This window comes from Parabacteroides sp. B2-S-102, from assembly GCF_023656665.1.
Classification (GTDB): domain Bacteria; phylum Bacteroidota; class Bacteroidia; order Bacteroidales; family Tannerellaceae; genus Parabacteroides; species Parabacteroides distasonis.
This window is the reverse complement of sequence record NZ_JAMOKM010000002.1, coordinates 229980-254685: the sequence shown is the minus strand read 5'-3', so window position 1 is coordinate 254685 and position 24706 is coordinate 229980. Positions and strand designations below refer to the sequence as shown.

Annotated in this window: 16 protein-coding genes; 10 read left to right on the top strand and 6 right to left on the bottom strand. The window is 47.3% G+C overall.

The annotated features are described in order from the left end of the window. Nucleotides 1-112: 112 nt before the first annotated feature. The 10 genes from NBH07_RS03910 to NBH07_RS03865 all read left to right on the top strand — a co-directional run bounded on the left by NBH07_RS03910 (nt 113) and on the right by NBH07_RS03865 (nt 16876). On the top strand, nt 113-3295 hold the full coding sequence (locus NBH07_RS03910; protein WP_005857805.1) for a SusC/RagA family TonB-linked outer membrane protein: 3183 nt from the start codon (nt 113-115) through the stop codon (nt 3293-3295). 29 nt (nt 3296-3324) lie between these two features. Beyond that, nucleotides 3325-4989, top strand: a complete 1665-nt coding sequence (locus tag NBH07_RS03905) for a SusD/RagB family nutrient-binding outer membrane lipoprotein (protein WP_005857803.1) — start codon at nt 3325-3327, stop codon at nt 4987-4989. 170 nt (nt 4990-5159) lie between these two features. Then, complete coding sequence (locus tag NBH07_RS03900; protein WP_005857801.1) at nt 5160-8465, top strand: SusC/RagA family TonB-linked outer membrane protein; 3306 nt, start codon at nt 5160-5162, stop codon at nt 8463-8465. A gap of 4 nt (nt 8466-8469) precedes the next feature. Further along, complete coding sequence (locus NBH07_RS03895) at nt 8470-10065, top strand: SusD/RagB family nutrient-binding outer membrane lipoprotein (protein ID WP_156682387.1); 1596 nt, start codon at nt 8470-8472, stop codon at nt 10063-10065. 91 nt (nt 10066-10156) lie between these two features. After that, on the top strand, nt 10157-10558 hold the full coding sequence (gene nikR, locus NBH07_RS03890; protein WP_005857797.1) for a nickel-responsive transcriptional regulator NikR: 402 nt from the start codon (nt 10157-10159) through the stop codon (nt 10556-10558). A gap of 92 nt (nt 10559-10650) precedes the next feature. Further along, a complete protein-coding gene (locus tag NBH07_RS03885; protein ID WP_005857795.1) occupies nt 10651-12522 on the top strand; it encodes a TonB-dependent receptor plug domain-containing protein in 1872 nt (623 codons plus the stop codon). Nucleotides 12523-12653: 131 nt separating this feature from the next. After that, nucleotides 12654-13049, top strand: coding sequence for a response regulator (locus tag NBH07_RS03880; RefSeq protein WP_005863076.1), 396 nt, complete (start codon nt 12654-12656; stop codon nt 13047-13049). Nucleotides 13050-13172: 123 nt separating this feature from the next. Next, on the top strand, nt 13173-15287 hold the full coding sequence (locus NBH07_RS03875; RefSeq protein WP_009017227.1) for a KamA family radical SAM protein: 2115 nt from the start codon (nt 13173-13175) through the stop codon (nt 15285-15287). 71 nt (nt 15288-15358) lie between these two features. Next, the gene (locus NBH07_RS03870; RefSeq protein WP_005857789.1) at nt 15359-15901 is read left to right on the top strand and encodes a ferredoxin domain-containing protein; all 543 of its coding nucleotides are present in this window, start codon (nt 15359-15361) and stop codon (nt 15899-15901) included. 6 nt (nt 15902-15907) lie between these two features. After that, complete coding sequence (locus tag NBH07_RS03865) at nt 15908-16876, top strand: hypothetical protein (protein WP_008779683.1); 969 nt, start codon at nt 15908-15910, stop codon at nt 16874-16876. Between the two features lie 265 nt (nt 16877-17141). Here the strand turns inward: NBH07_RS03865 and NBH07_RS03860 are convergent, their stop codons facing one another. The 6 genes from NBH07_RS03860 to NBH07_RS03835 all read right to left on the bottom strand — a co-directional run bounded on the left by NBH07_RS03860 (nt 17142) and on the right by NBH07_RS03835 (nt 24692). Then, the gene (locus NBH07_RS03860; RefSeq protein ID WP_005857785.1) at nt 17142-17384 is read right to left on the bottom strand and encodes a hypothetical protein; all 243 of its coding nucleotides are present in this window, start codon (nt 17382-17384) and stop codon (nt 17142-17144) included. 56 nt (nt 17385-17440) lie between these two features. Further along, the gene (locus tag NBH07_RS03855) at nt 17441-18736 is read right to left on the bottom strand and encodes a Na+/H+ antiporter NhaC family protein (protein WP_005857783.1); all 1296 of its coding nucleotides are present in this window, start codon (nt 18734-18736) and stop codon (nt 17441-17443) included. 54 nt (nt 18737-18790) lie between these two features. Beyond that, on the bottom strand, nt 18791-21379 hold the full coding sequence (locus NBH07_RS03850; RefSeq protein WP_005857781.1) for a DUF5686 and carboxypeptidase-like regulatory domain-containing protein: 2589 nt from the start codon (nt 21377-21379) through the stop codon (nt 18791-18793). Between the two features lie 172 nt (nt 21380-21551). Further along, nucleotides 21552-22361 (bottom strand): DUF6261 family protein, encoded by an 810-nt coding sequence (locus NBH07_RS03845; protein WP_156682386.1) that lies wholly within the window; start codon nt 22359-22361, stop codon nt 21552-21554. Between the two features lie 303 nt (nt 22362-22664). After that, on the bottom strand, nt 22665-23339 hold the full coding sequence (locus NBH07_RS03840; RefSeq protein WP_005857777.1) for a hypothetical protein: 675 nt from the start codon (nt 23337-23339) through the stop codon (nt 22665-22667). Between the two features lie 21 nt (nt 23340-23360). Then, the gene (locus tag NBH07_RS03835; RefSeq protein ID WP_250833461.1) at nt 23361-24692 is read right to left on the bottom strand and encodes a C10 family peptidase; all 1332 of its coding nucleotides are present in this window, start codon (nt 24690-24692) and stop codon (nt 23361-23363) included. Between the last annotated feature and the right edge of the window lie 14 nt (nt 24693-24706).

The following is a 24706-nucleotide window of genomic DNA, read 5'->3' as shown; positions in this document are numbered from 1 at the left end:
AGGATTAAAAACATACGGAAGAATATTGGCGTATTCTCCCGTACGAAAAGTCAAGAAGAGCTGTTGGCGCAGCTACAAATAACTTTATTATAAATAGTAACACTACAAAAATATGAATAAAATTGTAACCTTAAATGCTTTAAGGGGGAATAGTTATTCTCTTTTTCGAAAAATTCCGTTAATGATTAACATGGGGGTATGCGCATTCTGTTTGGTACCGGCCATGGTTTTCGCAGAGAACACGCATGAAGTCACAGTCTTAAACGCTCAACAACAGACACGAAAAGCAGTCGGTGTCGTTACGGACAAAACGGGCGAGGCTATTATCGGTGCTAACGTAATTGTCAAAGGAACTACCAACGGTACCATCACGGATATGGATGGCCGTTTCGAGTTGGATGTTCCTAACAATGCGACTTTACAAGTTTCCTATATCGGCTTTAATACGCAAGAGATCGTCTTTACCGGACAACCTTCTATAGAGGTTCAATTGGTCGATGATACGCAAGCCTTGGATGAAGTCGTGGTAACCGCTTTGGGTATCAAGCGTGAGAAAAAGGCTTTGGGATATTCTATGTCTGAATTGAAAGGTGAGTCCCTGACGCAAACCCGTGATGCTAACGTGGCCAACGCTTTGGCTGGAAAGGTAGCTGGTTTGCAGATCAAGCAAAATGGTACCGGTGTCGGTGGTTCCTCTCGTATCGTGATTCGTGGTAATAACTCTATTACTGGTAATAACCAGCCGTTGATTGTTGTGGACGGTGTACCTATCGATAACTTTAGCGGTGGTACGGATGACTATTGGGGTAACGGTAACGTGGATAAAGGTTCCGGTATCTCTGATATCTCCCCAGATGATATCGAGAGTATGTCCGTATTGAAAGGCCCGGCAGCCGCGGCGTTGTATGGTAGCCGTGCAGGTAACGGTGTCGTGATGATCACGACTAAGAAAGGTAGCCAGAATAAAGGTTGGGGCGTAAGTATCAATTCGAATTTCACGGCTGAGAACCCGATGCAAACTCCGAAGTTCCAAGATGTATACGGACAAGGTATCGACGGCGCTTTCGATAATAATAAAGCGACGAGTTGGGGTGCCGTTATGGATGGTTCTCCTAAGGATATGGCGATGGGATCTCATCCCTATGCGGCTAGAGATAATAATCTGTACAAGGACTTTTTGCGCACTGGTACCACTTGGACGAATAGCGTGGATTTGAGTAAGAGCTCCGAGGATATCACTTTCCGTGCCGGTGTGACACGCTTGGATAATAAGGGGGTTGTCCCGAATAGCGGAATGGATCGTACGTCTATTAACTTGCGTTCTACGGCTAAGCTGTCTAAATGGTTATCGGCTGACGTGAAGGTCAATTATGTAAGCCAGCATACGAACAACCGTGTGAAATTAGCGGGCGACCCGGATAATATCTTCCTTAACTATTTAAGTATGCCTCGAAGTGTGGGCTTCTCTGACTATGACGCCTATAAAGATAATGATTGGAAACGTGCGGACGGAAAGCCCGCTGGTTATCTGATCGACACGGGAGCCAACGCCAATAACCCGTATTGGTCCGCTTACCGCAATACGAACAAGGATAAGAAAGACCGCTTTATCGGATTCGCGGCCTTGGATTTCACGTTTACGGATTGGTTGAGCTTGAAGCTTCGCTCTGGTATGGATAATTACACCATCCAGTATGAGACGATTCGTGCGACAGGTAACCCGTATTGGGAGAACAACGGTAGCATGACTGCCAATATGGAGAAATTCACCGAGATCAACTCTGATTTCTTATTGACTGCTAAAGGCAACTGGGATCGATTCGGTATCGTAGGTACGGTAGGTGGTAATATGATGTACCGTAATTCTACATGGTACAAGGAATCATCCGGTGAGTTTGTGATTCCCGATTTCCATGCGATCGCCAACGGTAAGACACATGGTGGTGAGTATACTCGCAACCGTAAACAAATCAACTCGCTATATGCTACGGCATCATTGTCTTGGGACGACTATTTGTATTTGGACTTAACCGCTCGTAACGACTGGTCTTCAACACTTCCGAAAGACAATGACTCTTATTTCTACCCGTCGGTAGGTGTTAGCTGGATTTTCACCCAAATGTTGAATAAGATGGGGCATAACACGGGTATTCTTTCTTTCGGTAAGATCCGTGCGTCTTGGGCTCAGGTAGGTAATGATACGGACGCTTATATGCTGCGTGACTATTATAATATCAGTTATGATATTAAAGGGGGTATTTTTAATGCCAGCAACGAGGATTGGATGGCAAATCCAAATTTAAAGAATGAGACGATCAACTCTTGGGAGTTAGGCCTTGAGTTGAAGGCGTTTGAGAATAGGGTTGGTGTCGACGTAGCGTATTATAAAAAGAACGCCAAAGACCAGATCTTAAAGATCGATGTTCCTTCCGCTACAGGGTTCAAGAAAAAGATGATCAACGCCGGTAATATTGAGAATAAGGGTGTAGAGGTTGCGTTTAACGCTACTCCTTATATCTCCGAGAGTGGTTTCCAATGGGATACTCAGTTGAACTGGTCAAAGAATATCAACAAGGTAATTTCATTGACAGATGATACGAAAGAGCAGATCCTTAGTGACGCATCAGTAAGTTTCTTGAAGATCGTCGCTCACGAGGGTGGAGCCTATGGAGATATTTACGGTTACGCTTATCAACGGGATGATAACGGCAACATTATTATCGGTGCCGATGGTGTTCCTTTGAGAACGGACGATATGGTATTGTTGGGTAACAACCAGCCGAAATGGATGATGGGTTGGAGCAATACCTTGTCATATAAGAATTTCGTGTTGAACTTCATGTTCGATATGCGTTATGGCGGTGATGTGTATATGGGATCTATCCGTGCGGGTGCTTCATCCGGTAATTTAGAGATGACGTTGGATGGTCGTGATGGTATGGTTGTTCCGGGGGTATTGGCCGATGGTACTCCCAATACGAAAAGCATTACGGCTCAAGCTTATTGGAATGGTCTTTCTAGCAATAACGTGACAGAGGCTTATATGTACGATGCGACAAACATCCGTTTACGTGAGTTGAGTTTGGGTTATAATTTCCCGAGAACGATGTTGGCGAAAACTCCATTTACTTCCGCTCGCTTGAGTTTCGTGGCTCGTAACTTGTTCATGATTTATAGTAAGACAAAGGGATTCGACCCGGAGGCTGCTTATACATCTGGTAACGCTCAAGGTATCGAGTACGGTTCTATGCCTACTATGAGAAGCTTAGGTTTCAATATTAATCTGGCATTTTAATGAAACATAAATCTAAAAATGGAATTATTATGAAAAGTAGTATAAAGATATTAGCAGCTTGTTCGTTTATGATGCTGGGTGTGACTAGTTGCGACCTGACAGGTATAAATGAGAACCCGGATAAGCCGACAGATGATGTAAATTACAATATGAACGAACCTCGATTGGCCTCTACGCTACGTGGTGGGATGATTATCGATGGTGATGTGGAACAACGCTTGAAGCCTTTGCAAATTGATTTCTACTCTCAAATGTTGATCGATGGCGGTGGCTGGGCAACTAAGAATTATATCCAAAATGACGAGTGGAACAATTTAACATGGCAAGCGTATCTGACACAGATTTCCTCTATCAATATCGTGATCCGTAGTTTGATGGAAAAAGATAAGGACTTATATGCTAATACGATCGCTTTCGCTCGTATCTGGCGTGTGTATATCCATAGCCAGGCTGCGGATAAGTTTGGTCCGATGCCTTTCCCGGCCTATGCTACCGTAGAAGATAATCCTCCTTATAAATCGGTGAAGGATATCTATTATGAATATTTCACGGAATTGGATGAGGCGTTGAATAGCTTCAGCGATAGCGCTGAGCCTATATTCTCGGATGCAGGTATCGACTTGGTCTATAAGAATGACGTTTCTCTTTGGAAAAAATTTGGAAACTCCTTGCGTCTTCGTTTCGCTGTTCGTCTATCTGAGGTGGATCGAGAGAAATGTGTCGCTGAGGCAAATGCCGCTTTGACATCCCCTTGTGGCTTGATCTCAAGTAAGGCCGATAACGCTTATATGCCTCCAAAAGCGGATGGTTCTTGGGGACAAGACTATAACTATACGATGTTCCAGATTACTTGGAGCGGTCCGATCTGTATGTCCAAGTCATTTGAGAAATTAGTGACTAATATCGGTAATATCGATTGGCCTGCCGGCGTGGTAAACCAGACATCCGGAGTTGCGGTATCGAATGTACATCCCGCTAAGGTAGACCCTCGTGCCCCGAAGATGTTCCAGCCGGGTATTGAGAATGGTGATTGGAAGGGTTTGGTATACGGTGCGAAAGCCGAGGAGGCGAATACTGGTATTTATCAGTCTAAGCAATGTGCAGAGATGGGCTTTATTATTAAGGATGGTGCTCCGTATAAATCTCGTCCTTATGACATGTTCCTTTCTGAGGAAGTTGATTTCTTGAAAGCTGAGTTGTTCGCCCGTAATTTGGTCGCCGGTGATGCTAAAGCTGCTTACGAGGCAGGTGTACGTGCTTCCTTCGAGACTTGGGGTGTATCGGGTGATGTTGAGGAGTATTTGGCTTCCACGGAAAAGAATGAGGCTGGTACCAGTGCGAAATATGACGATCAACAAGGCGCGGGCAATACGGCTTTAGAAAAGATCATCACGCAGAAATATATCGCCGGACTTCCAGATTTGGCGCAGGAAGCTTGGAATGACAAGCGTCGTTTGAACTTGCCTCGTTTGGATGTGGCTGTTTATCGAGATCAAGCTGTATACAATAATAGTGATACAAATATCTTGAATCCTCAAAATTTCATCAAACGTATGAAATACCCGATGAAAGAGCAATTGGTAAATGCTGCTGAATATGAGAAAGGCAAATCCATGTTAGGTGGGAAAGGTGATGTGGTTTCGACCCCGATTTGGTGGGATAAGAATTCCAACTATTGCACATCTTCTAAATAAACAGACAGACAGATTGATTATATTGGGCTTTAACAGAAGTTGATGGTTATTCTCGTTTGGAGATACTTATCTGCGAAGAACAGTACTCCAAACGAGAATTTTTTGTAATAATTGAATAGTATTAGATAATAATTCTTACATTTACCCATGATAAATTGTGTGTGTAAATTATGAAATTATATATTTATATCTTCATTCTACTATTATTATGTATATTCCCGCTGGACGCCCAACAGGAACGTTCGGAATCCTATATTCGTATCTCCGCTCCGGTTAGCTTGGCAGGCGCTTTGGATGAGATCGAGAGCCAAACCAATTATTCTTTTATTTATGACGCTCAGGTGATCAATTTATCGGAGAAAGTGCGTAAACCTTTATCCGGGCGTTCGGTTTTCGAGATCTTAAATTTATTGTTTAAGAACACGGAGATCGTCTATACGGTCATGAATGACCAGATCATCTTGAATAAGAAAGAGGCGATAATCCAAATGCAACAAAAGCTGGATGGTAAGGTAAAAGGTATCGTGACCGACCACAAAGGAGAGCCTATTGCTTGCGTGAATGTGGTGGAGAAAGGAACGAGAAACGGTACGATTACGGATATGGATGGCAGTTTTGTCTTGGAGCTTCCCGAGGAGGCTACTTTGGTTTTTTCTTATATCGGTTATCGTTCACGGGAAATTGAGTATGAGGGGCAATTGTCATTGAATGTGCAGTTGGAGGATGACGCCCAGATTTTGGACGAGGTAGTCGTTACGGCTCTTGGTATCGAGAAGAAAGAATCTTCCTTGCCTTATGCCACCCAGTTAATCACAGGTGGGGAATTGGTAAGGGCCAAGGATTTTAATTTTATGAGTACGCTTTCCGGAAAGATGGCCGGACTCCAGATTAACCGGACTTCCGCCGGTCTGGGTAGCTCGTCCCGGGTGATTATTCGAGGTAGTCGTTCCGCGTCCGGAAATAACCAGCCTTTGTATGTGATAGACGGTGTCCCGATCTTGAGCATTAGCAGTGAGCAAGCCTTGACAACGATCGGAGGTACGGCCGATGCCGGCAACCGGGATGCGGGAGATGGTATCTCTAATCTAAATCCCGATGATATAGAGAGTTTGAGTGTCTTGAAAGGGGCTTCGGCCTCTGCGTTGTATGGGGGACAAGCGGCGAACGGTGTGATCTTGATCAAAACGAAAAAAGGTAAGGCCGGGGTACGGAATATTCATTTCTCCTCGTCGCTGACTGTCGATCAAGCGATCAGTCTCCCCAAGTTTCAGAATGAGTTTGGACGGATGGAAGGGGCGGAAACTTGTTGGGGAGACTGGGCTTCTCTTCCGGTCTATGACCCTGTCGGCGATTTCTTCCAGACGGGTATTACCGCTATTAACTCATTGATATTTACGGCAGGGAATAGCCATGTGCAAAATTATTTCTCGTATGCCAATACGACCGCACGGGGTATCGTTCCTAAGAATAATTTAAGCAAGCATAATTTTAATCTCCGTGAAAGTTCTTCTTTCTTTGATGATCGTTTGATCTTGGAGGGGCAGGTAAACTTGATACTCCAAACAATCAAAGGAAAACCTACGGCCGGGGGATTTTATATGAACCCGTTACAAGGTTTATACACGTTTCCTAGAGGGATGGATATGGCGCCTTATAAGGAGAACTTTGAGGTATATAACGAGAAACGGAATATGAACGTCCAGAACTGGTATACTACGATTACTGATTTTGAGCAAAATCCTTATTGGTTGGTCAACCGTACGGAAAACGAGGACAAACGTGCCCGTGTGTTGGCGTTGGCTTCCGCTAGTTTCAAGGTAACAGATTGGCTTACGTTACAGGGCCGTGGAAATATCGATTATGTGAATGATAAGTATCAGCAGGAAATATACGCTTCTACCTCTCCGGGTATCGCCGGTGAGAACGGGCGTTACATTTATTACACCTACCAGACTACGTTGCTCTATGGGGACTTGATGGCCAAATTGAATAAAAGCTGGGATGATTTCTCCTTGAACGCCGCTATCGGTACGAGCATAACGGACACACGCACCAGTGCGTTGAGGCTGGATTCGAAAACGGCTTCCTTGTATTATCCGAATGTCTTTACGATCGCTAATATTAACATGTCGTCCAGTGCCTACATTGAGGAGTCGGATGACGCGCGCCGGCAAATGCAATCCTTTTTTGCTATGGCGCAGTTGGGATATAAGGAAAGCCTTTACTTAGATGTGACCGCACGTAATGACTGGTCATCTACCCTTGCGTTTACGGAACGTAAATCAAGAGGTTTTTTCTATCCTTCAGTCGGTCTTTCTTGGATTATCCCTAAATCCTTCTCGATGCCATCCTTGATATCTTTTGGGAAAGTACGGGCTTCTTGGAGTAAGGTGGGTAATGATATACCCTTATTCGTTAGCAATACGGTAGGCCATATCGCCGCGGGCGGGATTCCCCAGCCGAATGATACGGCTCCGTTCGGTACCTTGAAGCCGGAGATGAGCAGCTCTTTTGAGATAGGTACCGAATGGAAATTCTTTGATTATCGTATGGACGTGGATCTTACGTTCTATAAGACCAATACGAAAAATCAACTCTTCTCTTTGCCTTCTTCCGCTGGAGCCGCATACAAGTATTATTTTGTGAATGCGGGAAATATACAGAATATGGGAGTGGAATTGACGCTTGGTGCGGTTCCTATCTTAACGAATCAGTTTAAATGGAATACGACACTCAACTTTTCCCGGAATAAAAATGAAGTAAAGAAACTACATGATGATTTGGCTAGCTTTATTCAAGGAGATGAAGGATTCTCCTCTAGCTATACGATGCGTTTGGTGGAAGGTGGCTCGTTTGGTGATATCTATGGGAAAGCTTTTGAGCGGGATAAATATGGCGCGATCGTGTATGGTCGGGACGGCTTGCCCCAAGAGATCGGCAGCGGGAATACGGCTAAGGTGGGGAATTGCAATCCGGCGTTCTTATTGGGTTGGGGAAATAGTTTCACGTATAAGGATTTCTCGTTCTATTTCTTGATTGACGGGCATTTTGGGGGAGATGTACTGGCCCAGACTCAGGCTGTGCTTGACCAAACGGGAGTGAGTAAGGTTTCCGGAGAGACCCGTACGATGGGGTATGTGGATTTGGAAGGGCATCATATTTATAACATAAAAGGATTTTATGAGCAGGTGGGAGGACGAAACGGTGTGACTGAATATTATATGTACGATGCTACCAATATCCGTTTGCGGGAGTTATCTTTGGGATATACGCTACCGAAGAGATTGTTGGGAAGGAAACAATTTGTTAAAAAGGCGGAACTGTCTTTTGTCGCCCGGAATCTGTTCTTTATTTATAAAAAGGCTCCATTTGATCCGGATGCCGTCCTTTCGGCGAGCAATAGCAATCAAGGGATCGATATATTCGGGATACCGACTACGAGAAGTGTCGGCTTTAATGTGAAACTTTCATTCTAAGCGTATGAAGACGAGATTTCTGAATAAGATGGCAGGTCTGTTGGCCGTATTACTCCTTTTTTCCTGTACGGGTAAATTCGAGGAGTATAATACCGATAATACGGGTTTTACCGATGAGCAGAAAACGTATGATTATAATACGTTCGGTGTCTGGCTAAAGGTAGTCCAGATGGGGATTTATTTTAATTATGATTGGGGGAGTGGCAAGAACTGGCATTTCCAGACGATGCAAAATCTGAACGCGGATATGTTTTCCGGTTATATGCATGATTTTAAACCCTTCAACGCCGGATTGGGAAATACGGTCTATAATTTGCAGGATGGCTGGAATGGCACGATGTGGGATAATACGTATGGATATATCATGACGGAGATAAAGCAGACGGAAGATCATTCCCGTGATAAATATCCGGCTTTCTATGCGATCGCTAAAATACTGAAAGTAGAGGTCATGCATCGGATCTCGGATTATTATGGCCCGATCGTGTATACGAAGTTCGGGGAGTCGGATGCCGGGGTAATGCCGGATTCCCAGAAAGACGCTTATTATGCTTTTTTCCGGGATTTGGGGGAGGCTATTCACCTGCTGTCTGAATATGATGGAGAGGAAACCTTTTCTCGTTTCGATATGATTATGCCGGCGAATTACAGGACGTTTGGGGAATGGATGCGTTTCGCCAACTCATTACGTTTGCGCTTGGCGATTCGTATCGCTATGGCCGAGCCTGATAAGGCGAGGGATGAGGCGCATAAGTCGCTGACACATCCAGCCGGTTTGTTGGAGGAGGCTTATGAGGTCGTCGCAGTTTCTACCGCCGGAACCGGCTACTCGAATCCGCTAGGGGAGATCAATAAGGCGTGGGGAGAGGTTTTTATGAACGCTAATATGGAATCGATCCTTAAGGGATATAAAGACCCTCGGTTATCTCGTTATTTTGAGCCTGCTACCGGACAGGGATATTCCGGGGAGTACCGGGGAATCCGGCAAGGGACAGGATTTAATCATTCCCGCTATAGTGAGCATTCGAGAAGCACGATTACCCAGAAAACGGACGCTATCTTAATGACGCCCGCGGAAGTTTGGTTCTTACGTGCGGAGGCAGCCTTGCGGGGCTGGTCCGGGGAGGACGCCGGGACTTGCTATGAGCAAGGCGTACGATCATCGTTCAGCCAATGGAGGGTAGGAGAGGCCAATGCTTATTTGCGGAGTGATCATGTAGCCGCCGATTTCGTGGATACGTTTACTCCCGAGTATTCGGCGAAGGCGCTTTGCTTGGTGTCTCCGGCATGGGATGAAGAAGCCTCTAGGGAGACCAAGCTGGAGAAGATTATTACCCAAAAATGGATCGCTTGTTACCCCGAGGGCTGTGAGGCTTGGGCGGAGCAGAGGCGTACCGGTTATCCTCGTTTGTTCCCGGTTTTGGTGAATAAAAGCAATGGAAAGATCGATACGCGAACGATGATTCGTCGCTTGAATTTCCCGGTTAGCATTATTTCCGGTAACCCGGCTCAGTATTCCGCCTTGTGTGAGTATCTGGGAGGTCCGGATACCGGAGGTACTCGTTTATGGTGGGATACCGGAGTGAATTTTCGTGATTAACGACTAATTTTTCCTCTTCCTGCCAATATAATACCGAGATTCCCCTAAAAAATACTACCTTTGACATCGAAAATTATAAAAAAAGGGTTTTATGTCTTTAAAACGTTTTGGTGTCTCTTTGGAAGACAATCTGTTGGAATCATTGGATCAATATGTGAATGAGAATGGTTTCGCCAATCGTTCGCAGGCGATTCGTTTTCTGATAGAGAAGAATGTAGCCGAACGTAAATGGCAATGCAACCATATCGTAGCCGGGACGATCGTGATCATGTATGACCAAGTCAAGAAAGAGATCTCATTGAAAATCACGGGTATCCAACAAAATTATAAGGATGTGATTTTGTCGTCTTCCCAGTATTATATCAATCAGAATTTTTGCTTGCATATAGTGACGGTGATGGGAACGGCTCACCGCTTGACAGAATTGTCGGATAAGTTGACGACAATCAAAGGCATTAAGCATGGTAAGTTGGTGATGAGCCGGGCGGATTAATGCTTTTTTTTGCGGGCTTGGTAACACGTTTTTTGGTAAACGTGCCACTACGGGATGTTTAAAATGATAAATATTATAGATGTAAGTAGTATATGAGAAAAGAACTTTTACTAGTTTCCGGACTGTTGATAGGCTCCATGGCGTTTGCGATAGATCCGGCAGAGATTGACAGTCTGATCAATTTGAAAGGGGTGGTGGTTTCCGCCAACAAGATCCATGTGAACCGGAACAGTGTGCCATTATCTATCTCGGTCATCGAACGGGAGGAGATTGAGGCTAGCAGTGAATCGGCGTTGCTTCCCGTATTGTCGGAGCGAGTACCCGGGCTGTTTGTCACGGAAAAAGGGATTACAGGTTTCGGCGTTTCCGAGGGAGCGGCCGGGACGGTTAATATCCGGGGTGTCGGACAGGGTAATAAGGTCTTGATGTTGTTCGACGGACAGCCTCAATGGGCCGGTATATTCGGCCATTCGCTTCCGGATACCTATGTGGCTTCGGACGTGGAAAGGGTGGAGGTGATCCGTGGTCCGGGTGCCTTATTATACGGTTCGAACGCTATGGGAGGTGTCGTGAATATCATTACCCGCCAGCATAATCAGCCGGGACGACGTACACAAGCCCGTATCATGTACGGCTCGTATAACACCCAGAAGTATATGATTAATAATGGGTACAATATCGGTAACTTTAGTAGTTATATCTCATTGAATCATGACCGCACGGATGGACATCGTCCGGATTCGAAGTTTCATATCACGAATGGTTTCGCTAAGTTAGGATATAAGATTGATGATCATTATAAGGTGACGGGAGACGTAAGCTTAGCTAAGTTCAAGAACCAGAACCCGGGAGAGATAACAAATCCGCTTATCGATAATATAATGAATATCCTGCGAGGTACTACCTCCTTCGCTTTAGAAAATAATTACGGGAAGACAAGTGGTGCCCTTCGTGCTTTCTACAACTGGGGCCATCATAGGATTGATGATGGGTATAATCCGGGCGGGACGCCTAATCCTTATCTGTTTTATTCGGACGATCATAACGCCGGTTTCTTGCTTTATCAGTCTTTCCGCTTGGTGAAAGGGAATAGTTTTACGGTCGGTATCGATTACAAGAACTGGGGTGGTAACGCATGGCAGGATAGTATCAATGGCAACCAGAATGAGTTGGTGAATAAGACCGTAAACGAGGTAGCCGGATACGTTATCATGCAGCAGGATCTATTTGACAAGGTAAGTTTGAACGCCGGGGTTCGTTATGAGCATAACAGTATCTTCGGCGGCGAGTGGATTCCGCAGGCCGGCTTCACGGTACGTCCGTTCGAGGGAAACGTGATAAAGGCTTCTTTGTCGAAAGGCTTCCGGAGTCCGAATATACGGGAGATGTACATGTTCCCGCCTCAGAACCCAGATTTGAAACCGGAGCGCATGATGAACTACGAGGTATCCATCGGACAGACATTCTTGGATGGCAACTTGTTTACGGAGTTGACCGCCTTTTTTATCGACGGGCAAGATATGATCGAGACGACACGTATAGACGGACGCCCTAAGAATGTCAATACGGGTACTTTTACCAATAAAGGTATCGAGTTCGATTCCCGCTACCAGATTCTCAAGAATTTAAGCCTCGATATGAACTATAGCTATTTGCATACGAGCAAGGCCCTGCTGGCGGCTCCGGCGCATAAGTTTTTCGCTGGCGTGATGTATGCCCCGGGACGTTTCACTTTCAACGTGAACGTACAATCCATTTTCGACCTTTATATCAATACGGCGGACAAGGTGAAAGAGGATTACACGGTTCTGAATGCGAAGGCAGCCTACCGTTTCGGTACACGTGATAAAGGCTTGAATCTATTTGTCAAAGGAGAGAATTTAACGGCTACCCGTTATTCCATCAACGAAGGATTCCCGATGCCGAAGGCGATATTTATGGGAGGTATAGACGTAACTTTCTAGCATGGGTGGAAAAAGAACTTCCCCGAATACTCATATCTCCTTGAATTTTATGTCTACTTTCTAATATTTGTTTTATCTTTGCTTCATCAGAGTTTATTTGATTTTGATTAAAAGAATAAAACGTTATATATATGGATGTGAAAAATGATTTGAGTGGAGGAAAGCCCACGTTGCTAATCGCGGAGGATGAGGAAAGTAATTATTTACTTCTGAAGACCATTTTACATAAATATTGTAATTTGATCCGTGCTAAAACTGGTTTGGAAGCTTTGGCTCTCTTTAAGGAAAACGAGGTGGACTTGATCTTGATGGATATAAAGATGCCTGAGATGACGGGTATCGAGTCTTTGAAAGAAATCCGTAAGCTATCGAAAGATATCCCCGTAATCATGCAGTCGGCTTATGTATTCGACTCTGATATGGAAGCCGCTAAAGAAGCCGGGGCTTCCGGTTTTATCACGAAGCCGATCAATCTAAAGGTATTGAAAAATACGATATCGCAGTATTGTCCGTCGATCGTATGGTAAGGATTTATTAAGATGTTTTAGATTTGTATAAACGGCATTTTGCCGTATTTTTTGTTATTTTTGTAGAAAATCGTCAAGAGGGCGCTTTACAAATGTATTCTAATCTACAAAAATGACATGCTTATGATAAAAAAAGAACATCTTGTATCCGACATTTCTAAACTAAAAAAAGTATATAATCAGAGCTTCCCTTGGTTGGTGACCTTAGCGGAAGAAAGTGAGAACGCAAAGTATTTTAAGGATGCTTTGCGTTCTCTTATTTTATCCCGGCTCACGGAAAAGGAAAGTACCCAAGAAAACGTAGGAATGGCGGTGGCGAGACGTATCCTTCTTTTGATTGAGCATGATGATACTTTCGTGGACGAGCTGTCTACGGGCGAGCGTCTTCCGGTGCGGACGGTCACTTATCTTTGGCAGTTCCTGATCGGCCATTTGGAAAATGAGGTCTCTCCTGATTTATTCATTGACCTATACCATCAGTTTGATTTATTGGAATATCCGGTTGAGATCCTACCGGACCGGGCATTGGTGAAAAGGCAGATGAGCCGTTGGCCGACCGGGCTTGACCCGGAGGTAATCGCTATCCGTGAGAGGAACAAGGAGCGTATCATCTCTTGCTTGATCAAGAAGATAGAAAGACGCCATAGCCCTTCGTCACGTTTTCAGTTCGCCGAGGGCATCTCCTATGAGGAGAAAGAGGCCCGGGTACGTGAATGGTGGAATACCGCTCGTTTCCATTTGTCGATGGCGATCAAGAGTCCTACGGAATTGAACTTCTTTTTGGGATATTCCCTGTCGGACGAGACGATGAGCTTATTGGCCCGTGCCAAAAAGAAGGGGATGCCCTTTTTTGTGACTCCTTATTATCTTTCCCTATTAAATATAGAACATGAGGGGTATGACGACGCTACGGTGCGATCGTACATCATGTACTCGAACGAGCTGGTAGATACGTATGGAAGCATTAAGGCGTGGGAAAAGGAAGACATGGTCGTTGCCGATGAGCCGAATGCGGCGGGTTGGCTATTGCCGGAGGGACATAATATACACCGGAGGTATCCGGAGGTGGCGATCTTGATCCCCGATTCGATGGGGCGTGCCTGCGGTGGATTGTGCGCTTCTTGCCAGCGCATGTATGATTTCCAGAGCGAGCGGTTGAATTTCGATTTCGAGGCCCTGAAGCCTAAGGAGAGTTGGGACCGGAAGTTACGTCGTCTGATGCGTTATTTCGAGGAAGACGCCCAGCTACGGGATATCCTGATAACGGGCGGGGATGCCTTGATGAGCCAGAACGCTACCTTGCGTAAGATATTGGAGGCGGTATATAAGATGGCGGTGCGGAAACGGAAGGCGAACGAGAGCCGTTCGGAGGGCGAGAAGTACGCCGAGCTGCAACGGGTACGGCTAGGTTCCCGGTTGCTGGCTTATCTTCCGCTGCGTGTGACCGACGAGTTGGTCGGTATATTGAGGGAGTTCAAGGAGAAGGCTTCCGCTATCGGTGTGAGCCAGTTCTATATACAAACGCATTTCCAGTCTCCACTGGAGGTGACACCGGAGGCGAGGCACGCTATCGAGGCGATCTTGGCGGCGGGCTGGACGATCACGAATCAGTTGGTTTATACGGTCTCGGCTTCCCGTAGGGGGCATACGGCGAAATTACGGCAGACCTTAAACGCCCTTGGGGTGGTTTGCTATTATACGTTCTCCGTGAAGGGATTCCGGGAGAATTATGCGGTTTATACCCCGAATAGCCGCTCGTTGCAAGAGGCTCGTGAGGAGAAGATCTTCGGGCAGGTGCCGGAGGAGAAACAGGCGGAGTTGTATGATATGATCCGTAACCAGCGTCCTTTAGGCAAGTGCTTGGTTCGTTTCCTGAAGGAGAACGGGTTGCTGTTCGCCGGGACGGATCGTAACGTGTTGAACTTGCCCGCTATTGGTAAGAGCATGACTTTCCATACCATTGGACTGACTTCCGAGGGAAAGCGGATTCTTAAGTTCGATCACGACGGGAGCCGTCGGCATAGCCCGATTATCGATCAAATGGGTGAGGTCTATATCGTGGAGAATAAATCCGTGGCCGCTTACCTTAGGCAATTGAAGGAGATAGGCGAGGATGTCAATGAGTACCGTACGATCTGGAATTATTGCGAGGGAGAGACCGAGCCTCGTTTCAGTATTTATGAATACCCGGCTTATCCCTTTAAGGCCACGGACCGAATGACTAATCTTGAATTATGAATTCTATCCTCATGTGTTTGCCTTGGTTTCGTATATTTTGCTTAATTTTGTTTCATTGAATTTAGAAGGATATGATACAGAACGAAAGAGAAATCAGGCATGAGCTTGTGTTACAGGCCGCACGCCGCATGATGACAGCCGCTCGCACGGCTCCTAAAGGCAAGGGTATTGATATCATAGAGATAGCGATGGTGACGGATGGGGATATCTTGCGCCTGTCCGATGAGATGATCCGGATAGCGGCCGAGACCGGATTCAAGTTCCTGCTTCGTGACGCCGAGAATATAAAGAGTGCCGACGCCGTGGTGATTATCGGTACCTCCCAGAAAGTACAAGGCTTGAACTGCGCCCATTGCGGTTTCGATACCTGCGTGGAGAAGCCGGATTTGGTTCCGTGCGCTATTAATTCCGTCGATCTGGGTATCGCAATCGGCTCGGCTTGCGCTACGGCGGCGGACTTGCGTGTGGATACCCGTGTCATGTTCAGCGCCGGCTTGGCGGCCCAGCGATTGGGGCTGTTGGAAGACTGTAAATGCGTGATGGCGATACCGGTCAGCGCCTCGTCGAAGAACCCGTTTTTTGATCGTAAACCGAAAGAAGAACCGAAAAACTAGAAACAAATGAGTGACTCTATTCTAAAATTTGCGAATAAGCTGGAGATACGTTATTCCTTTAATAATAAATCCAATTATATGGATGCCATGACCAAGCACCGGTGTGAGAAGGAGATTCTTACGCTGATACGTTCCTTGGCGGATATGCTGGACGTGAAGCTGACGGTTTACAACGAGCCTTACGATAAGGAGGGTGGTTTCCGTGAGAAGCTGGGCGTGGCCGGGGAGAGTAGCCGCTCTATCTCTATCGTGTTGAACTTGGTGATGCAGATATTGACCCGTCCCTCCTTGTCGGTGGGTGGACAACCGCTGATGGACCGTACGCCGGCGGACGAGGAGGAGATGCAGCGTGAGCTGTCCAAGTTACGCCGTGAACTACGACTGAAGACTCCGGGGGCTACGCCTTCACACCGCTTGATCGACCTGTTGAACGCCTCGCCCCGTTTCTGTAAGTGTAAGTCTAATTTCTACGAGGCTTTGAAAGGGTATCCGAAGGTGACGAAAATCTCGGTACGTGAGTTGAACGAGAAGGATCGTAGCCGTTCCGGTTCGCTGGAGGTGAAGCGGGACCAGTTCGATTATTTTATCTTGCGTAGCGACGATCTGCCTACTGTCAAGGATAATAAGGCCACGATAGAGATCATCTCGCCGGTACTGAAAGACAGTAAATATCGCTGGAAAGGTATTTACAACAAGGGAGGCGAGACGATCGATTTCTATATGCAAGATGAGGATTTTAAGAAACAGATGTTCGAGGATAAGATCTCGTTCACGAGCGGCATGTGCATCGATTGCGTCTTGGAGATCGTCCGCCGTCTGTCGGAGCTAGGAGAGGTGGTCAACGTGAGCTATACCGTGACTACGGTGATACGTACCCGTTTCGATAAGATGGAGATCGTCACCCCTCAAGGCAAGCGGCATCTTCGTAAACTGGAAGCCGCAAAGAAGCAGCTTACGCTGGATTTGTTCGGCTAATCCGATTGCCGTATTCCCATCGCTCCCAAGCACTACAGTGTTTCTACTTGAACACAGTAATATTCATCAGCGAACACAATAGTATTCAATCCCGGACACAATAGTCTTTTTGCTTTGAATACTATTGTGTTTTCACATAGAGGATCTGTACGTCTTATTTATTCTTCTCCAAGCTTATCTTGTAATAGTTTGGGATTATTACGGCAATCCCAAACCGCAACGATATGACAGGTATCTTTCTCGTGGAAGTAAATTAATTTTATTTTTACCATGTTTCGGCTTCTTTTACTAGGTCGTCGTGACTTTGTCCTAGGCCTTGGCGGGCATCTTGTACACCTTGGCGTACACGTTGTGTCAATTCGCCAACGTCATATTTACAAGGGCTGTCCCGTTCGACTTTATTTCGCAGCTGGCACAGATATTTTTTCAGCTGTGTCATCGCCTCTTCGTTATCTAGCAGGAAATTAAGATTCTCGAAGATGTCTGCCCTTAATTCCATCGTTGTCATACGGATCCTCCTTATTCTTTAAATGAGTACTGTGAGCAAAGATAATGTTTATCCATTTAATTTACCGTATATTTCCTCGGATAATTGAATGCGATCGCCAATAAGGCGCCTGCTCCCAATAGATATGGGTAGTAAAGATATTGCATGATCTCGATAGGGGAGACATGCCCGAGTCCGGCGGCCATCAACATCTGGGCGCCGTAGGGGATGATTCCCTGTATGAAGCAAGAGAAGATATCCAATAGGCTGGCGCTGCGGCGGGGATCTATCTTGAACCGGTCCGCTATATCCTTGGCGATCGGGCCGGCCATGATGAGGGCGATCGTATTGTTGGCCGTGCAAAGGTTGGCGAAGCTCACCAAGGCCGCTATGCTCATCTCGGCCCCCTTGGAGGAATGGATGCGGGAGGTAAGCTTGCGGATGATCCAGTCGATACCCCCGTTATAGCGGATCATCTCCAACATGCCTCCTGCCAGAAGCGTCACGATAATCAGCTCGCCCATATTGGTGATACCTAATCCCATGGAGGCGTTCCAGCCCCAGATATCGAAGCTACCGGTCCACAAACCTACTATACCGGACAGGACGATCCCGATGAATAGCACCAGCATGACATTGATCCCGCAAACGGCGGTTACCAACACCACCAGATAAGGGATCACCTTGACCCATTCGATCGGGGCCGGGGCGTAAGCGTTCTCCACGCCGCTTCCCACCAGCACGTATATCAATCCGGTCAGGATCGCTATCGGGAGGGCGATACGGATATTCACCTTGAACTTATCGGACATCTGGCAACCCTGCGTGCGGGTAGCTACGATGGTCGTATCGGATATGAACGACAGGTTATCGCCGAACATGGCGCCGCTCACCACGACACCTAGCATAAGGGCGTCCGGCATCCCCGTCTTGTCCGCTATACCGACGGCTACCGGGGCCAAGGCCACGATCGTGCCCACCGACGTACCTACCGAGATGGATATGAAACAAGCGGCCAAGAAGATTCCGGCCGCCAACAGGTTACCGGGCAGGATGGACATCGCCAGATTCACGGTAGCGTCTACGGCACCCATCGCCTTGGCGGTCTGCGCGAACGCCCCGGCGAGGATGAAGATCAATACCATCAGCATGATATTGCTATTGGCCGCCCCCCGGCAGAACTGCTCGATACGGTTGCTTAATTTGCCTCCCTTGGAGATCGCTATCGCTACGATCGAGGAGATGACGAAGGCTACCGTTATCGGCATCTTATAGAAATCTCCCGCCACGATAGATATCACCAAATAAGTCAATAAGAATACCACCAGCGGCGTCAATGCCCATGCGTTCGGTCTGCGTTCCAACTCCCCCATTTTCTTATCTCTCCTACATTTAACTGTCAACTGTCAATTCTCAACTGTCAACTCTTAGAAGGAGAACCGCAGCGCTATACGCACGCCCCCCTTCTTGATATTCGGTTGGTCCAGATACGTCAACCGGCGGTAATAATCGATCCGTAATATCTTGAAGATGTTCTCCAGACCTACGCTGGCCTCCAGGTAAGGTGTACGGCCCATCGGCGAGGTTCCCTCGGGGAAGCGGTATAGTCCCGTCGGGTCCAAGGCCGGGTTATTCTTATCGGTCAGTCCTCCGTAGAAACCGCTGAACGATATCACCTCACGCAAACGTAGCCACTTCACGCCGGGAATACGGTTTAAGATCCATCCCTTCATATAATACGTGAAGTAGAACGAAACATACTGGTCGCTTACGAACTCCAGCGCACGCATCATGTTGAAGGCTTGCGGCTGGATCGTGATGGACTGGTTGGTATTCGGCATGATGAGCAAGGGGAAAGGGACCTTGTCCCATACCTTGCCCGCTGTCACCAAGGCGTCGATATGTCCGAAGGAAGAGAGCCAGATCCGTTTCTCGGCGCTGATCTCCGTATGGTTGTAGTTGAAGTCGCCCCCCAACACGTTCTTCAATCCCATCTGATGGGATAGCTTGAATACGGGAGCGTCTTTTGAGAGGTTGAAAAGAGAGTTCTTACCCTCTCGTCCGTTATAGGCACGCTCGCCCGGGGCGAAACGAAGCTGGGCCCCTAGCTCCGTGTTGGTGAAACTCTTTAAGTTCGTCAATGTCCCGTCGGCGTTGTAACGGTCGTAGCGGAGCGTTCCGGCCGCCTCGTTGTTCTCGTTACGTGCCCAAGTGGTAAGGGTCAGGCCATTCAGCCATTCCTTCTGGTACTGGAGCATGGTCTTGCGGATGTATTGCATCATGGTGACGGGCTCGCCCACCTTCCATGCCACGAACATATTATCCTTGCTGGTGAAGAGGAAGTCTTGACCGGGCGTATATACGTCGTACTCTTGGATAGCGGAGATATTGTTCACCGGGCTTTCTCCCTCGTGATATTTCTTCTTGTTCACGCTATACGTCAGCTTGGCGTTATACTTTAGCTTACGGTCGTTTACGCCATAGGCTAGATAACCGCTACCGAACCAGTGCGGGTTGAGGTTTGCCGTCGTCATACCTCCCACACGCATGCGGAAGCCCTCCAGATGGTTGGCGCTGAAAGTGGTATTCATCGGTCCGAAATCGAACTTGCTCTTATCCTTGTCCGCCGTGGTCGGGATATAACCGGTGATCAATATCTCGGCGGTCTTGATGATCACGTTGAAAGCCGGTACCTTGCGGAGTTGCGCCAGCAAGTCGTCCAAGGCGCTCTCTTTCTCTTTCAAGGGGACATGGCGGTTGTGTATCCAGAAGGTGTCGGTCTGGGCGGTGGCTTCGGGCAGCTCATGGATCGGACCGAGAAGGCCGAAGATCGAGTCGGCGTTCTGCACGTCGAACTGATACTTATCGAAATTCCTTAGCTGGTGGGCATAGAGCTGTTGCGCCCCTTTTACGATATAGAAATTAACGTAGGTATTCTCGTTGGCGAGCACCCAAGTACTATCCGGCATCCGCTTGAACTCTTGTTCGATCCGGAGCTTGTCCACCCAGTTGAGGTTGATGTTCGCCGGGGTGTTCAAGAGGAATTTCTTGACGGCGTAATTACCGTCCAGCGTGATGTACAAGCGGCCCGTGAAGCCGTAGCTCTGGCTGTTTACGGGCACGAAGGCGAGATCCACACATTTATCTCCGGCTACGTCCACCGTATCCATGATATAATATTTGTAATAGGAGACGGCCAGCGTGGAAGATAACGGGCTCACGAAACGGTTCAACAAGATATTGATATTGTTGTCGAAGATATTGACGCCCTTGAATATCTCCTCAAGGTTGGCGGTGATGGCGCCTCCATCGTCCAATGTCTTGTCGATACCCTGCTGGCGCTTGGCCTTGGTGATCGTCTTCTCCGCCTTGGGATGTTTGCGGTAGTATTGGTCGGAGATCGTCTCACGGACGGAGATCGTCAGGATCGGTTTCCCGTTGAACTCCGAGGTATCCAGATAGTTCTTGATGAACTTGAATTTCTTCAGGAACTTATTCTTCTCGAGATTGGGGTTGAAGTCGTCCAGCGACATGCTGAGCTTCTCGTACACCTCGCTTTGGTACTCGTCCTTCGCCTCGATGCGGTTGTCGTTCTTATGCTCTATGACTTTCTTGATCAGTTCCACGGCGGGGTTGTCCTTGCGGGAGTATCTCTCCTTGGTAGGCCTCACCTCTACCTCCGCGATCTGGAAGGAGGTGGGGCTTAATAATATATCCAGATTGTCGTTCTTTTGCCCGGCCTTTAGGTTTACGACCTTATTGTCATATCCAAGCGAGGATACGACCAGCCGGGTAAGCCCTTTGTCGTTCTGGAGGCTGAAAGCCCCGTCATCGTCGGTCATCGCCCCGATCGTCGAGTTTTCGAACATGACGGATACGTAGGATAGGGGTTCCCCGCTTACGGAGTCTCTCACGATTCCGGACGCGGAAGTTATGCTCTGGGCGTATAGGACGGAAATGCCGGTCACGAATTGTAACAGGACTAGCAAAGTGATATAGCGAATAGATCTTATCATGTAAATGTCTCGTTATTCCTTCACGGATAATACAGTTGGCAAAGGTATGTTTTTTTCGTGGGAGGGAGGGGGGAGAGGCTATTAATAATCATTAATCAATGGGGCATCCCCTCCTTGGAGGGAGGGGAGCCCCATCATTCTTAAATCTAAAAAACATGAGGGCCTCACGGCTTTATATCTCTGACGGCGATTCGCTATCCGCTTGCTTCTTGGCGGCGGCGGCCCTCGCTTGTGCGATGCGTTGGTTGTAGAGGGCGTTGGTCTCGTCGATGAGGGTGTTGAGGCGGTTGATGAAGGTGGCGGTCGTAGCCGTTGGCTTCACCACGCTCTGGGCGAAGGCGTAGGTGGTCATCTCGTCGTATTCCTCGTCCATGCGGAGGCGGATCTTCTTGGCGCTCTCGATGGGGTTGTCGGCTTGCGCGTTGGTGCGCTGCTCGGTCAAGGCTGCGTATTGCTGGTTCTTCTCCTTCAGCGAGGCCACTACCTCGGTGAGGGTGAGCGCCGCCAGCGCCTCGGGCATGCCGTCCTTGTCGAGGTCTACCAGCAAGCCCTCGATGGCGGCCGTCTCCTGCAAGTTGGCGAGGCGCGCGGCTCCGATGTAGGGCTTCACGGGAAGGTATAGCTTCTCGGCCGCCGTGCGTTGCGCCGCCAGCGGGCTTTTCGTCATTTGGGTAATGGTGGAAGTAATGAAGATCAAGAGATCATCCCTCTCCTTGTCGAGGGTGGACATCTGCGCGGTCTCCTCGCTGGCCGAGGATTGGTTCACGGCGTCGGTCAATAGGGCGAAATCGGCGGTGAAAGCTGTACGAACTTCTTGGGGGATGCCCAGCGGGTCGTTCGGATCGAAGCTGATCTCGTCGGGCGATTCCGAGTCGCTTCCGCCACCCGCGAGCAGGTTCCCGTAGCGGGCCATGAAGGTTCGGTACTCGGCGTTGTTCAATCTTTCTAAATATGCGCTCTTTACTTTCGTGATTTTTGCCATGTCTGAAAATTTTTAGTTGGATAGATATATATGATTTAATTGTGCTAATGTAAGAAGATTTCCGGATGTATCGATCAAGAGCGGCATTGTTTTTTTAAAATCGGGCTTACATCCGGTGCGGGGTGGATTTAAAAGTTTAAATCGGGCTTGCGTCGGGCGCGAGATGGAATTTAAAAGTTTAAATCAGGCTTGCGTTAGGCGCGAGATGGAATTTAAAAGTTTAAATCGGGCTTGCGTTAGGCGCGAGATGGAATTTAAAAATTTCAGCGGGGCCCAACCGTGGTGGCCGGGCCTCGCGATAAATCATTTCTTCTTGATCACGATGATACTGGTGCCGCCCTCGGGCTGCACCAGATCCCCGATCTGCTTGCCATCGTCGTCCAGCGTTGGGACGAGGAACGGATAATATTCCGGGTTGTAATACTGCTTCGTGCTTAGGGAGCCTTCCTTAGGATGCATGGAATAAACTAGTTCTCCGTTGATCCAGATCTGATCCATAAGGAGCAAGGATGAAGTCCTGTATAGCTGTACTTTTATCTCATCCTCGTTTCCGTCGGGATACTGGATATAGGTATAGGCGATATCCCTATTTCCTTCCGTCACGAAAGGGGATGCTTCGATGTAATAGTATCCCATCGTATTTTGATTTACCATTCCATATACTTCATCATCCTTATACGGTGGATAGATCGTGCTCCATTCTCCTAGGATGGCTCCTCCGTGTGTCTGGAGGGGCCAAAGTAGGGGAAGGGTTAATTTTTGATCTTTATACCGATACATGACTTCTATTCCTTGGGTATACTCTTCTCCAAGGAAGCTAGGGGATCCCGGGTTCAGGCGATCGTTCAGCTCCGGGTCTGTCAGTACGATTTGTATAACTATATCCTCTACACAAGAGATTTGACCTTCTTGTGGTTCCGATTCACAGGCGCAGAGGCCGGCTAGCGCTACGCAGCATAGAAAAAATATACTTCTCATAGGACTCTATATCTAAAAGGGTTAATAAATATAACTGATTATCTTATTATTCCGATTGTAATTGCTTCCAGTAGATGGCTTTTCGAAAATACCGCTGGTAAACCAACCATTGTCACTCAAGGTTCTTCCTCCCCAATCATACCGGACAGTTCGAAAGGAAGTGATGGAAGAATTGCCGGAAGCTTCAAACACTTTCCCGTTATATGTAATGGTATAGATATCGGTACTGGTAGTTTTCGTGATTCGTACCCCATCGATTACCCAAGCATGGCCTTCATCATCAGCTTTTATTCCCATTACATATGTAGGGCCATAGCTTAATGCGCTCCAAGCTCTGTCAAATGTATAATCTTGAGCGGATCCGGCGGTATAGCCATTATTGTTTAGGAAGTCTCTGGCTTTGGATATAGTGCTACTTGTCCCATGCCCATCATATCCTGTGTTCATCGTATTAAACAAATCAAGCATAAGGCGCTTTAGCTCTACGGATGTATATCTATTATCAATCATTGTAGGCCACATCGCCGCCGTGATATAATTGCTGTAGGGCTTTTTGTGATATGCCATGATTTGCGAGACGGCTATCATACCACAACCCACATAGGCTCTATCTGTATAATCTGGAGGAAGCAATGGCAGTAAGTCATTGAACGGACTTTCTTGATGCCATCCTCCGGGAACTAGCTTGATCCTTTCGGTGACTTCGTTTTTTACGTCTGTCCGGTCATAACTCCAAGGGCTGTTCGGGTCGTCGGGGTCAAATGGCGGGAGCGCTTTGGTGATTACCTTGCCTTTATTTGCCGCTTTTATCTTTTGATTAGCCGAAGAAGCCAGACTTTCTATGTCTAATTCTTTTTGAGTTTGCTCCTCCACATACAATTCGACTAGCTCTAGGCAGTATTTCAAGCTCTTGTTAAACGAGGTGTCCGATATAGACCCGTTTTCTGAGTAACAAAGTAGCTTGTCTACACGTTCATCTGCCGATAATAGGGAGAATCCCGTTCCTTTGTCGTTTTCGAATATAACTTCGTAATATAGGTTTCTCCCGTTTTTCTTGTTCTTCTTCAATGAGAGAGCTTTTACTTTTACGGCTTTCTCCTTGTGGATGGTCTTAGCATAGCTCTCGAAGTTCTTTTTCGCTTCTTTTTCCGAGATATTGTATGAACCTTTCTGTTTTACGGAAAGGGCGATTTGCTCGGAGGCGGTTAAGACCAACTCCTTGTCATTGTTTGTCGCCGCGTTTAACGCTTGGGCGCCAGCATCTATAAGATCTTCACTTTGTGAACATCTCGTCATGATTATTAAAGTAACGCCGATAATAATCGTACTCAGTAAAGTATCCGTTGCTTTCATGTGAGATTGGATTT

Bases quoted from the DNA above. Each gene is read 5' to 3' on its own strand.
- NBH07_RS03910 (WP_005857805.1), top strand. From the start codon at position 113: ATGAATAAAATTGTAACCTTAAATGCTTTAAGGGGGAATAGTTATTCT.
- NBH07_RS03905 (WP_005857803.1), top strand. From the start codon at position 3,325: ATGAAAAGTAGTATAAAGATATTAGCAGCTTGTTCGTTTATGATGCTG.
- NBH07_RS03900 (WP_005857801.1), top strand. From the start codon at position 5,160: ATGAAATTATATATTTATATCTTCATTCTACTATTATTATGTATATTC.
- NBH07_RS03895 (WP_156682387.1), top strand. From the start codon at position 8,470: ATGAAGACGAGATTTCTGAATAAGATGGCAGGTCTGTTGGCCGTATTA.
- nikR (WP_005857797.1), top strand. From the start codon at position 10,157: ATGTCTTTAAAACGTTTTGGTGTCTCTTTGGAAGACAATCTGTTGGAA.
- NBH07_RS03885 (WP_005857795.1), top strand. From the start codon at position 10,651: ATGAGAAAAGAACTTTTACTAGTTTCCGGACTGTTGATAGGCTCCATG.
- NBH07_RS03880 (WP_005863076.1), top strand. From the start codon at position 12,654: ATGGATGTGAAAAATGATTTGAGTGGAGGAAAGCCCACGTTGCTAATC.
- NBH07_RS03875 (WP_009017227.1), top strand. From the start codon at position 13,173: ATGATAAAAAAAGAACATCTTGTATCCGACATTTCTAAACTAAAAAAA.
- NBH07_RS03870 (WP_005857789.1), top strand. From the start codon at position 15,359: ATGATACAGAACGAAAGAGAAATCAGGCATGAGCTTGTGTTACAGGCC.
- NBH07_RS03865 (WP_008779683.1), top strand. From the start codon at position 15,908: ATGAGTGACTCTATTCTAAAATTTGCGAATAAGCTGGAGATACGTTAT.
- NBH07_RS03860 (WP_005857785.1), bottom strand. From the start codon at position 17,384: ATGACAACGATGGAATTAAGGGCAGACATCTTCGAGAATCTTAATTTC.
- NBH07_RS03855 (WP_005857783.1), bottom strand. From the start codon at position 18,736: ATGGGGGAGTTGGAACGCAGACCGAACGCATGGGCATTGACGCCGCTG.
- NBH07_RS03850 (WP_005857781.1), bottom strand. From the start codon at position 21,379: ATGATAAGATCTATTCGCTATATCACTTTGCTAGTCCTGTTACAATTC.
- NBH07_RS03845 (WP_156682386.1), bottom strand. From the start codon at position 22,361: ATGGCAAAAATCACGAAAGTAAAGAGCGCATATTTAGAAAGATTGAAC.
- NBH07_RS03840 (WP_005857777.1), bottom strand. From the start codon at position 23,339: ATGAGAAGTATATTTTTTCTATGCTGCGTAGCGCTAGCCGGCCTCTGC.
- NBH07_RS03835 (WP_250833461.1), bottom strand. From the start codon at position 24,692: ATGAAAGCAACGGATACTTTACTGAGTACGATTATTATCGGCGTTACT.